The organism is Kribbella sp. (assembly GCF_035655035.1).
GTDB lineage: Bacteria > Actinomycetota > Actinomycetes > Propionibacteriales > Kribbellaceae > Kribbella.
Genome location: NZ_DASRVN010000564.1, coordinates 1 through 10,511 on the forward strand (window position 1 = coordinate 1; position 10,511 = coordinate 10,511).

The 10,511-nt window shown below is 67.9% G+C and carries 13 protein-coding genes and 1 pseudogene; 9 read left to right on the forward strand and 5 right to left on the reverse strand.

Annotated elements, in window-relative coordinates:
• On the forward strand, positions 1 to 232 hold a 232-nt coding region (locus tag VFF46_RS30215; protein ID WP_325040633.1), incomplete at its 5' end, for a hypothetical protein.
• Positions 233 to 297: 65 nt separating this feature from the next.
• Here VFF46_RS30215 and VFF46_RS30220 read toward each other — a convergent pair.
• Genes VFF46_RS30220 through VFF46_RS30230 form a run of 3 tightly spaced genes read right to left on the reverse strand, consistent with a single transcriptional unit; the run spans position 298 to position 1,579 of the window.
• Positions 298 to 594, reverse strand: a complete 297-nt coding sequence (locus VFF46_RS30220) for a DUF1905 domain-containing protein (protein WP_325040634.1) — start codon at positions 592 to 594, stop codon at positions 298 to 300.
• Positions 591 to 872 (reverse strand): helix-turn-helix domain-containing protein, encoded by a 282-nt coding sequence (locus tag VFF46_RS30225; protein ID WP_325040635.1) that lies wholly within the window; start codon positions 870 to 872, stop codon positions 591 to 593. The genes VFF46_RS30220 and VFF46_RS30225 overlap by 4 nt, the downstream gene beginning before the upstream one ends.
• Before the next feature lie 26 nt (positions 873 to 898).
• A complete protein-coding gene (locus tag VFF46_RS30230; protein WP_325040636.1) occupies positions 899 to 1,579 on the reverse strand; it encodes a hypothetical protein in 681 nt (226 codons plus the stop codon).
• 189 nt (positions 1,580 to 1,768) lie between these two features.
• Here VFF46_RS30230 and VFF46_RS30235 point away from each other — a divergent pair, with 189 nt between their 5' ends.
• The gene (locus VFF46_RS30235) at positions 1,769 to 3,079 is read left to right on the forward strand and encodes a PLP-dependent aminotransferase family protein (RefSeq protein WP_325040644.1); all 1,311 of its coding nucleotides are present in this window, start codon (positions 1,769 to 1,771) and stop codon (positions 3,077 to 3,079) included.
• Positions 3,080 to 3,208: 129 nt separating this feature from the next.
• On the opposite strand, the pseudogene VFF46_RS30240 reads toward VFF46_RS30235, so the two are convergent.
• A pseudogene (locus VFF46_RS30240) lies at positions 3,209 to 5,308 on the reverse strand (phosphocholine-specific phospholipase C); the annotation flags it as partial.
• Positions 5,309 to 5,413: 105 nt separating this feature from the next.
• Between VFF46_RS30240 and msrA the strand changes: the two are divergent.
• From msrA to VFF46_RS30270, 6 genes are all read left to right on the forward strand, one after another.
• Complete coding sequence (msrA, locus tag VFF46_RS30245; RefSeq protein WP_325040645.1) at positions 5,414 to 6,061, forward strand: peptide-methionine (S)-S-oxide reductase MsrA; 648 nt, start codon at positions 5,414 to 5,416, stop codon at positions 6,059 to 6,061.
• A 508-nt stretch (positions 6,062 to 6,569) separates the two neighbouring features.
• Positions 6,570 to 6,716, forward strand: a complete 147-nt coding sequence (locus VFF46_RS30250; RefSeq protein ID WP_325040637.1) for a hypothetical protein — start codon at positions 6,570 to 6,572, stop codon at positions 6,714 to 6,716.
• Positions 6,717 to 6,824: 108 nt separating this feature from the next.
• Positions 6,825 to 7,157: a hypothetical protein gene (locus tag VFF46_RS30255; RefSeq protein ID WP_325040638.1), complete on the forward strand. Its 333-nt coding sequence runs from the start codon at positions 6,825 to 6,827 to the stop codon at positions 7,155 to 7,157.
• 94 nt (positions 7,158 to 7,251) lie between these two features.
• A complete protein-coding gene (locus tag VFF46_RS30260; RefSeq protein ID WP_325040639.1) occupies positions 7,252 to 8,016 on the forward strand; it encodes a DUF2071 domain-containing protein in 765 nt (254 codons plus the stop codon).
• A gap of 294 nt (positions 8,017 to 8,310) precedes the next feature.
• A complete protein-coding gene (locus tag VFF46_RS30265) occupies positions 8,311 to 8,664 on the forward strand; it encodes a hypothetical protein (protein WP_325040640.1) in 354 nt (117 codons plus the stop codon).
• A gap of 17 nt (positions 8,665 to 8,681) precedes the next feature.
• Positions 8,682 to 8,939 carry a site-specific integrase gene (locus VFF46_RS30270; RefSeq protein WP_325040641.1) on the forward strand — a complete coding sequence of 86 codons (258 nt, stop codon included), beginning with the start codon at positions 8,682 to 8,684 and terminating at the stop codon, positions 8,937 to 8,939.
• A gap of 46 nt (positions 8,940 to 8,985) precedes the next feature.
• Here VFF46_RS30270 and VFF46_RS30275 read toward each other — a convergent pair whose 3' ends face one another.
• Complete coding sequence (locus VFF46_RS30275) at positions 8,986 to 9,363, reverse strand: hypothetical protein (protein WP_325040642.1); 378 nt, start codon at positions 9,361 to 9,363, stop codon at positions 8,986 to 8,988.
• 400 nt (positions 9,364 to 9,763) lie between these two features.
• On the opposite strand from VFF46_RS30275, the gene VFF46_RS30280 reads away from it, so the two are divergent.
• The gene (locus VFF46_RS30280; protein WP_325040643.1) at positions 9,764 to 10,321 is read left to right on the forward strand and encodes a CbrC family protein; all 558 of its coding nucleotides are present in this window, start codon (positions 9,764 to 9,766) and stop codon (positions 10,319 to 10,321) included.
• The last annotated feature ends 190 nt before the right edge of the window (positions 10,322 to 10,511 follow it).

Genomic DNA, 10,511 nt, shown 5'->3' on the forward strand with positions numbered 1-10,511 from the left:
GTCGCAGGGTGGGCCTGGTCAGCAGCAGGGAGGGGACAAGGATCGCTCTCCCGCGGCGCTCGACACGGAGATGGCGCAGCAGCACGCGCTCAGCGGTCAGCAACCGCTCACCAGCGTGTCCAACAAGCGCACCGCAGGTGCGGTCCAAGCAGGCGTCGACGACGCCACCCGGCGAACTCAGCAGAATGCCCAAACCCAGACCAAAACCCCGAACGGAAAAGACGGCCGCTGACCCAGGCCTCACACGCGTGAAACGCGCAAACCCCCCGGTTCGTTGGGCGGTGTGGTGGGTGTGGGTTAGAAGTCGACTAGTTCGAGGTGGGTTTGTACTGGGGTGCCTTCGGCCAGGGATTCTGTGTGGCGGATTGGCTTTTTGACGGGTAGGACGTAGGTGCCGTCCTTGGTGGGGAAGACTGAGGTTCGCCAGGTGCTGTTGCCGATCGTGACCGCGACTCGGACTGAGCCGAAGCCCTTTCGGTGGCCTTCGGTCAGGTCGGTGATCTCGTCGCTGATGTCCTCCGGCACCGTGATGAAATGCCAGGCCGCCTCGCCCGGGTACACCCAGAGCGGCGCCGTGAACCGGTACGTGCTCACGAGCTGACCGCGCGGCCCGCGGCGAACCACCGCGTGCCGCCGGTGTCCTCGGCCTGTACCGTCCCCCGCTGGCTGAGTACGGCGGACGCGGCGTCCAGGAGGATCGCGTGCGGCGGTTCCTCTTTGGACGAGTAGTGGTACGGCGACGCCTTGGTGATGCCGGTCTGCTCGGCGATCTCCCGCGGGCTGGTCTGGTCGTACCTCTGCGCGGAGAACAGTTGCGCCGTCGCGCGGCGGATCTCGGTCTTGGTGTCGCGGGAAATGGTCGCGTGCTGCACCTCACCACCTTCTCACCTGCAGTCGCCTACTGGGCGGCTGAGATACCGGGCGTCTTGAGGCGGACGGTGAAGATCGGGAGCAGGACGTGCACGAGTGGGCCGATCGAGAGGGCGTAGACGACCGTACCGACGCCGACCGAGCCGCCGAGGAGGAAGCCGGTGGCGAGGACTGTCAGCTCGAGGGTCGTCCGCACCAGCCGCACGCTCAGGCCGGTACGGCGTACCAGACCCGTCATCAGGCCGTCGCGCGCACCGGGCCCGAACTGCGCGCCGATGTAGAGCGCGCCGGCCAGCGCGTTCAGTACGACGCCGGACAGCATGAACGCGATCCGCAGCCAGAGCGCGTGCGGCCGGTCGATCGTGGCCAGGGTCAGGTCCGCGACCAGGCCGATCACGATCGCGTTGCTGATCGTGCCGAGCCCGGGCCATTGCCGCAGCGGGATCCAGGCGAGCAGTACGACGAAGCTGACCGCGATCACCACCGTCCCGAAGCTGAGCGGGATGTGCTTGGTGATGCCGGAGTGGAACACGTCCCACGGATCCAGGCCCAGGTTGCCCTGGATCATCAGCCCCATCGAGGCGCCGTACAGCGCCAGGCCGACGTACAGCTGGACCAGCCGGCGCGGCAAGTGGCCTGCTTTCAGCTGCTGGATCGGGTTGATCGGGGCAAGCCGGCGCGGCGACGCGTCGGCGGAGGTGGCGGTCACATCGTCGAGTATCCGGCGGAAGTGGCCTGGTCTTCGATAGCCACTTGCGCAATAGTGGACTGCATGCAAGCCCGTTATCTCCCCGCAAGTACGTTGACCGGCCTGCTCGGCGAGTGGGCCGGCAGCCCCGGTCCGGCGTACCGTGTGCTGGCCGAGCGCCTCCGGCTGCTGATCGCGGACGGCCGGATCATGCCCGGCTCGCGGCTGCCGAGCGAGCGCGAACTGACCGAGGCGCTCGGTGTCAGCCGTACGACGGTCGCGTCGGCGTACCGCTCGTTGCGGGACAGCGGGTACCTGACCAGCCGGCGCGGCTCCGGGAGCGTGACCGCCTTGCCGTCGAAGGTCGAGCCCGAGCTCGCGCGGCACCACGCACCGGGCATCGACACCGAGGGCCTGTACGACTTCACCGCCGCGGCCCCGTCCGCCATACCCGGAATCCTCACGGCGGTGGCGGCTGCCGCCGAGGGACTACCGCCGCACCTGGCCACGCCCGGGTACCACCCGCAGGGCCTGCCGGTACTGCGGGCCGAGATCGCGGCGGCGTACTGCGAACGCGGCCTGCCGACGACCGCCGACCAGATCGTCGTCACCGCCGGGGCGCTCGCGGCGACGTCGATCGCGGTCCGGGCCATGACGCAGATCGGCGACCGGGTCCTTACCGAGAGCCCCACCCACCCGAACTCGGTGGACGCGATCCGTCGCAGCGGCTGCCGGGTGGTCGCGGTACCGATGTCGCCCGGCGGCTGGGACCTGCCGTTGCTGGAGGCAACCATCCGGCAGACGGCGCCGCGGGCCGCGTGGCTGGTGGTGGACTTCCAGAACCCAACCGGTTTCCTGATGCCGGCGGCGGACCGGCAGCGGCTGGCGCGGGCGTTCGCTCGGTCGCGGACGACGGCGATTGTGGACGAGACCCTCTTCGAGCTGGCGCTGGACGGGCAGGAGATGCCGCCGCCGTTCGCGTCGTACGACCCGGACGGGGTGATCACGGTGGGGTCGGTGAGCAAGTCGTTCTGGGGCGGGCTGCGGATCGGGTGGATGCGGGTGCCGGAGGCGCTGGTCGCCCGGATACTGGACGCGCGGGCGTCGCTGGACCTCGGGGCGCCGGTGCTGGAACAACTGGTGGTCGCGCAGTTGCTCCGGGAGCGGGCGGACCTGCTGCCGGAGCGCCGGCTGACGATCGCCCGGCAGCGGAACACGCTTGCGGAAACGGTTTCGGAGCTGTTGCCGTCGTGGCGGTTCCGGCTGCCAGGTGGCGGATTGTCGTTGTGGTGCGAGCTTCCCGAGCCGATGGGCTCGAGCCTGGTCGGAGTTGCCCAGCGCAACGGTGTACTGCTGGTGGCGGGCTCGCGGTTCTCGCCGGACGGCGGGCTCGAGTCGTTCGTCCGGGTGCCGTACACGGTGCCGCCGGAGGCCTTGCGGGACGGCGTACGACGACTGGCCGCGTCGTACGCGTCGCTCACCACCGGAACACCGGCTCCGCGCGGCGCGATGATCGCCTGACGGCCGGGTGCGCGGGGCGGCGCACCCGGCCGCGGACTCAGCGTCCGAGCAGCGGATCGGTGTAACTCGGCTTGCCGTTTCCCGGTGTCCCGCGAAGCGACGGCGGAAGGCCGGGTTGTCCGGCTCGGTGACGACCAGGTCGAACCAGCCCTGGCTGCGATCGGCGTCGATCTCCACGGAGGCCGTCCGGCCCGCGGGTACCGTGACCCGCTTCGGCTTGCCGCCCGCGTAGCCGTTGGCAACCAGCACCTGCCGGCGCGAGTTCCGGCTGGTCAGCTGCAGCGTCACGCTGCCGGAACCGTTGTCGGCGACCTCGACCAGCAGGTCCGAGTCCGGGTGGTCACCGGCGAACTCGGCCAGATACCCGTTCGCTCCCCAGACGCCGAGGTCGTACCCGCCGGCCGCGTTCCACTGATCGCGGACCTGCTCCCCTGCGGCGATCTGGTACCGGCGCGGCGCCGCCGACGGCTGTTTCGCATCCCGCACGTAGAAGTAACACCCGGCCTTCCCCTTGTTGCGCAGGGCAAGCGTCACGTCGTTGCCCGAGGCATCAGCCAAGGTCGCGTCGAACCGGTACGGCAACGCGCGGGCCCGGCGCTGCCCGGCCTCCTGCCGCGGCATGCTCTGCGGCGTCTGCACGGCGAACGGCGCACCCGCACCGTTGATCGGCGCCGGAACCGGTACGTCGACAACGGCCGCGTCACGCTGGGAGAAGTCGAAGGCCGACGTCAGGTCACCGCACAGGGACCGGCGCCAGGCGCTGATGTTCGGCTCGGGCAGCTCGAACCGCTTCTCCAGGAACCGCAGTACGGACGTGTGGTCGAACACCTCCGAGTTCACCCAGCCGCCCTTGGTCCACGGCGAGACGACGATCATCGGCACCCGCGGACCGAGGCCGATCGGCTGCTTGCCGAGCGGATCCGCGCCCGGGACCAGCGGACCGGCCTCGCTCGGGTGCTGGTCCAGGTCCAGGATCTCCTGCGGGAGCGAGGCGGCCAGCGACGCCGACACCAGACCGTCGGTGCCAGGCGCGTTCCGGACCGGCGCCATCGGCGGTACGACGTGGTCGAACAGGCCGTCGTTCTCGTCGTAGTTGATGATCAGCACCGTCTTCGCCCACACCTCCGGGTCGGCGGTCAGCGCGTCGAGCACGGTGTCGATGTAGTACGCGCCGTCGGTCGGCGTCGCGGAGGCGTGCTCGCTGTACTTGTACGGCGGCACCACCCAGCTGACGGCCGGCAGCTTGCCCGTCAGGACTTCCTGCTTCAGCTCGGAAAGCGTGTGCGTACTGGCGCCCTGGTCCGGCAGCGGCCCAGTGGCACCCTCGGCGCGCTGGAAGTTGTGGAAGAACTCGAGCGAGTTGTCGGTGTAGTTGTCGGTCGGCTGCCCCGGTACGCCGGTGCCGCCCTGGTACACCTTCCAGGAAATGCCCTTGTCCTGCAGGCGTTCGGCGTACGTCGTCCAGGTGTAGCCGTTGGTGCCGTTGCGCTCGCCGAGGCCCGGGCCATTGGGCTTGGTGCCCATCGTGTTCGTGGCGTCGATGGTGCCGGACCACAGGTAGATCCGGTTCGGGGCGGTGTCGGCGTGAACCGAGCAGAAGTACGCGTCGCAGAGGGTGAACGCTCCTGCCAGGGCCCAGTGGTACTTGAGGTCCTGGCCGTGCAGGTACGTCATGGTCAGCACGTCCTGCTTCTGGTTGACCCATTCGTCGTACCGGCCGTCGTTCCAGGCCAGGTGGCCGCTGCTCCAGCCGTGGTTGGTGCCGGCGATGTACTCGCTGGTGCGGGTGGAGTCGAGGTACCACGGCAGCACGTACTCGGCGTCGGCGGGCAGGCCCCGGTTCTGGTAGTGCGAGGTCTTGACGGCGGCCGGCGGCTGGTGCCAGACGGTGCGGCCGTTCGGGAGCAGCCACGGGCGCGGGTCGCCGAACCCGCGGGCGCCGCGGTAGGTGCCGAAGTAGTGGTCGAACGAGCGGTTCTCCTGCATCAGGATCACGACGTGCTCGACGTCCTTGATCGTGCCGGTGCGCACGTTCGGCTCGACGGCGTACGCGCGCTCGATCGCACCGGGCAGCGCCATCGCGCCGACGGCCGCGGCGGCACCGGCCAGGAGCTGGCGACGGGTGGGTTCCATGAGGGGTCCTCCTCGGACGGGCAGAGGGCAGTGGTCCGGACCTAATCTTGCTCGGAAGTGCGCAAGTTGAACACCTTTTGAACGGCTATACGCCATCCCGCGAAGGTTTCCGATGTCATCACGCCGTAAGGGGTGCGGGGAAGGTTCGCCCTGCCGGGGGCGTTGGGAGACTATGAGAGTCACACTGCGAGAGGCGTGAGAATGTCGTTCTTCACCCGCAACACCGCCATGGTCGAGCCCGCGGCCGCCCTGCCGGGCCGCCCGACGCCGGGCTTCGCCGTACCGGACGAGAACATCGTCCTGCACACGCCGCAGACCGCCGCCGCGCCCGAGGGGTTCGAGGAGGTCTGGTTCGGTACCGGATGCTTCTGGGGCACCGAGGAGATCTTCTGGCAGCAGCCGGGCGTCTACACCACTGCTGTCGGGTACGCCGGGGGCTACACCCCGAACCCGACGTACGAAGAGGTCTGCTCCGGCCGCACCGGCCACGCGGAGGCCGTCCGGGTCGTCTACGACCCCACCAAGACCACCTTCACCGACCTCCTGAAGGTCTTCTGGGAAACCCACGACCCGACCCAGGGCATGCGCCAGGGGAACGACCTCGGCTCGCAGTACCGCTCGGCCGTCTACTACACCACCGACGCCCAGCGCGCCGAAGCCGAACGCACCCGCGACCTCTACGCCCCCGTCATCAAGCCCCTCGGCTACGACGACATCACCACCGAAATAGCCCCCGCGACAACCTTCTACTACGCCGAGGCCTACCACCAGCAGTACCTCCACAAAAACCCCAACGGCTACCGCTGCCACAGCAACACCGGCGTCCCGTTCCCCACGGACAAGCTGTAACGGAGATGAGCGCCCGACCGCCAAGCGGTCGGGCGCTCGCTGCATGGTGTGGGTGTGATCCGTCAACTGATGTGCAACGGGCTGGAAGCCTGGCGACCGCCTCGGGCGCCGGCCAACGTACGGATTTGCCGATGTGCGGGCGACCCGCAATACGCACGATGATGGGCTTATGTGGGTTCGGCTAATGGACTGGATGATCGCCGACGGGGAGCCTCCGTTGCCACATGTCGGCTCCCTGCTCACCGGTGTTGGTCTACGGGTGCGTGGCGATGTGACGGCCGCTTCACCCGACTCACTAGATGGAATCGTCGAGACCCAGGGCGGGCACCCACATGAGGTCATGTACCGGCTGACGGGCCGAGCGGGTGAGCCGAGGGACTTTGACACGGACACCGGACTGGGCGGGCGGCACGCGGGCGCAGAGTTCGTCCTAACAGTCGGGTCTGACCGTTACCAAGTGCAAACCGACGGCCGGGCACGTGACCTGCCGGCCGGGTCTCGGATGACGGTGGCTGGACGCCTAGCGGTGGTCGGCGAGTACGAGTGGGACGCATTCGCGCTCCGTGAATCGCGGGCCGACTGGTTCGTGAAGGCAATCGCGCCAGCCAATAACGACGACACCATGCTCGACCTCGTCGCGCCGTCGAACGGCTAGGGCGAACGCCCGCACATGCCGTGCTCAGTGCGAACGTTGCATGTCGCAGGGGCAGGCGGCCAATCGAGAACATAGCCGCGCCCGCCTGCTTGTGCTTACCCTTCGGGAGTGCCAGAGCGGATCATGTACCTCCAGCTCAAGACCGGGTACACCACCGATCGTGGGCCGGCTTGGATCGCTTGCGTCCGGTTCACGCGGACCTGGCGGACTGCCTACGTCCATGGGAGAACCCTGCGACGAGTCACGGGAAACCCAAAGGCCAACTTCGACTCGAACTTCTACGACGTCGACACCGGAGAAGAGTTCTGGATGTCGGGCCCGAAGCGTGACCGCACAGACAGCCGCTACTCCAACCAACAGCCGCTCGTCGACGATGACGCGCGAGAAGCGTACGAGGCCTTCCTCGCCGGCGCACCGCTACCAGGTCGGCAGAACGGCTAGCGGTTCAACGCACTGGTCTGCCGCTGTCCGCGCGAGTGCGAGAATCTCTGTCAGACCGGTTCGCGCCTCGGGCGGTCGGTATTCCGAGGGGGCAATGCAGGCCACCGATCGGAGGAGACACGTGCTTCCAGGGATCCGCGGTCAAATCGAGCGTCGGCTACTGGTGAACTACCGGGTAGACGCCGAGGTGATTGCTCGAGTGCTTCCCCATCCGTTCCGACCGCGGCTGGTCGGTGGCGCCGCGGTTGCAGGCATCTGCCTCATTCGCCTGGGCCAGATGCGTCCGGGGCACACGCCGCGATGGGTCGGGCTGCGCAGCGAGAACGCTGCCCATCGCGTGGCGGTCGAGTGGGACACGCCGAACAGCCCGCAGGCAGGCGTCTACATACCTAGGCGCGACAGCGACTCGTGGGTCAACGTCGTGCTCGGCGGCCGCGTCTATCCCGGCGAGCACCACCGGGCGCGGTTCCGAGCGGACGAGACCGACGAAGATGTTCGGGTGGCTCACACGTCTCTGGACGGCTCCGCCTGGGTCGATGTCTCGGTGCACATCACCGACGAGCTCGGCGACAGTCGCCTCTTTGCCGGCCTTGAGGAGGCCTCAGCCTTCTTCGAGACGGGCTCGGTCGGATACTCCGCCACACGCCGGCCAAACCGGTTCGACGGGCTGGGATTGAAGACCTCCGCCTGGAAGGTTGAACCCACGTCGGTAACTCATGCGCATTCGTCGTTCTTCGACGACGCCCGGATCTTCCCGGGAGGAACCGCCGAACTCGACGACGCCCTGATCATGCGAAGGGTGCCAGTGCTGTGGGAACCACTCGCGAGCCTGCGTCTCCAAGCTGAGCCCGCCGCGTGACGTCCGCATCTCTCAACCGGGACCGGTCGTCTCCGGCGTCGTCGTCGCAACATCAGGCGTGCTGCGGTTAGCCGTCCCCGCATACTTGGCTCGGTTCAAAGGCCAGTCCCGCGTCCACCCGAGTCGGACCTGCGGGGGTACCTCGTGTGGTGCTAGCAGCGCGGCCTGGACCCCCTCACGGCGGGCCGACCACACGTCGAGCTCTACATCCGCTGGCTACAAGAAGTGCGCCGACACCGGCCATCGACGGTGTCGCGACGCATATCGGTCGTCACCGGCTTCTACCGGACGTGCGTGATCGACGGCATCCTCGAACACTCCCCGGCCGAGTACGTACGCCGCCCGCATGTGCCGGCCGAATCCCCGACCCTGGGGTTGACGCACCTGCAGTTCGAGGCCGTGCTGAGCGCCGCACGGCACTCGCCCAACCGCTGTGACTTCGCCTTGGTCACGATGTTGGGTCTACTCGGGCTTCGGATCTTCGAGGCCACCGGCAGCGACATCGACGACCTCGGAGAGGAGTACCGCCACCGGGTTCTGCGCGTGCATGGCAAGGGCGACAAGGTCGTGCTGGTACCGCTTCCGCCAGCCGTAGCACGGCCATCGAGCGCGCCGTCGACGACCGGACCGCCGGACCGATTCTGCTGACCTCGCGCGGCACCCGAATGGACCGGCACTGCGCCACATGTCGGCTGCGACGCCTCGCCGACCTGGCCGGGGTCAGACTGCCGCGGATGCACCCGCACATGCTCAGGCGCACCTTCGTCACCACCATGCTCGACGCCGGCGTCGACATGCACGATGTACAGATCGCGGCCCGCCACGCCGACCCGCGAACCACGATCCGCTACGACCGCGCCCGCAACAACCTCGACCGCCATCCCAACTACATCCTCGCCGCGTATATGGCCTCCGCTACTTGACAGGCCTTCCGCTCGTGCCGATGAGCGAGTGCCGAGGTCGTGCGGGTCAGTGTCCGTCGAACGCGAAGCGCTCACCCGCCTGCGGGTCATAGAGCGGACAGCCCAGCCCGATCGCTACATTCACGATGCGGTTCATGTCGTCACCAGACATGCCACGACAGTCGGCTCTAAGGTGTTGCCGGGACCACGTGACTTCGAGTCCTGCTCGTTGACTCGGGCTGACCCACGTGAGCCACTCACCGGGGCCGTTGGCCTCCCGCAAAGCCCCGGGAAAGGAAGCCACCAGTGCGTCCAGGAAAGCATCCACCGGTATGTCGTTGAGACCCGGGACCGATCCTCGCTCGTTCATCAGGTCCTGATAGATCGATTCCGGGTCCATGGTCTGGGAAGCGTTCTGCTGCCAGAAGAGGAGTTCGCAACTCACGTCAGGAGTCTGGCATGGGCTCCTCGCGTACGTCGGATGCAACGCACGGACATGCCGCGCGTCGGACGTTGGTCGGATCATGCGCGAGGAGGGCGGCGCGTCAGATGAGCGGCGGGCAGAGCAGTCGGCATCCAGGCGCTGGAGACTCGCGTTGCTCGTGCTCGAACTCGTAGAAGCACTCGCCACACATGCCGTCGCATTCGTTACCCGAGCCGGGATGCTCCGCCCAGGGATGGCCGCAAGCGCCACAGTCGCCGAGGGCGGCGAGGCGCCGTGCGTGTTGTCGTCGTTCTCGCCAACGCTCAAAGAGTCGCGTCACGGGTTCAGGATGCCTGATCGAAACGTCCTCAACTGCCGCTGAGTGGTCGACGTCCGCGTTGTCTCCTGAGATTCTTCAGCCGTGGCCGATGCCCCGACGTTTCGCTATCACCCCGACCCAGTGGGGACAGAATCCGCCGTGCGATCAGACGAGGTGTGTGACGTCTGCGGTCGGCCAGCGGGCCTCAGGTACGCGGGACCGAGGCTGATCTTTGGGCGTCAGCCGGAGGTCCTTTGTCTGCGGTGCATTGCGGACGGTGCGGCCGCCGTCAGTCTCGGGTCGCCGGACGGCAGCCGAGCTGAGTTCACCGACGTCGGCTGGGGCGTTCCTGACGATGTGCCACAGGCTGTCCTTGAGGAGATTTCGCAGCGGACACCCGGCTTCATCGGCTGGCAGCAGGAACACTGGCTCTACCACTGCGCAGACGCCGCGGCGTTCCTGGGGCGCGTCAGCTGGGATGACGTCAGACACCTGCCGGATGCACTCGCCTCCTTGCGCGCTGACCTCGCCCAATTGAGTGTGGACACAGCCGCGGCCGACGAGCAAATCGCCGCAATGGATCGTGACGGCGAGCTGACAGGCTACCTGTTCCGATGCCTCCACTGCGGCACCCACCTGGCCTACTCCGACGCCAGCTAGACGTACGGATCTGCCGCGATCCGTGCACTCCTCTGTCGCGCATCACCCAACGGAGGACACTGCATGGTGGCCCGCAGGGGCCTCCTGCCTCCACACGGGCGCACTAATTCGGCCCGGTCGTAGGGTGAGGTGTCGGATTGGGGTGGGGTTGTTCGTGGTGGGGGTGAAGGGTGGCGTTGGGCTGCCTGTG

What these genes read in the sequence shown, in the direction of transcription:
- VFF46_RS30235 (WP_325040644.1), top strand. Translation starts at nt 1,769, where the DNA reads ATGCCCGGCTCGCGGCTGCCGAGCGAGCGCGAACTGACCGAGGCGCTC.
- msrA (WP_325040645.1), top strand. Translation starts at nt 5,414, where the DNA reads ATGTCGTTCTTCACCCGCAACACCGCCATGGTCGAGCCCGCGGCCGCC.
- VFF46_RS30260 (WP_325040639.1), top strand. Translation starts at nt 7,252, where the DNA reads ATGCAGGCCACCGATCGGAGGAGACACGTGCTTCCAGGGATCCGCGGT.
- VFF46_RS30270 (WP_325040641.1), top strand. Translation starts at nt 8,682, where the DNA reads ATGGACCGGCACTGCGCCACATGTCGGCTGCGACGCCTCGCCGACCTG.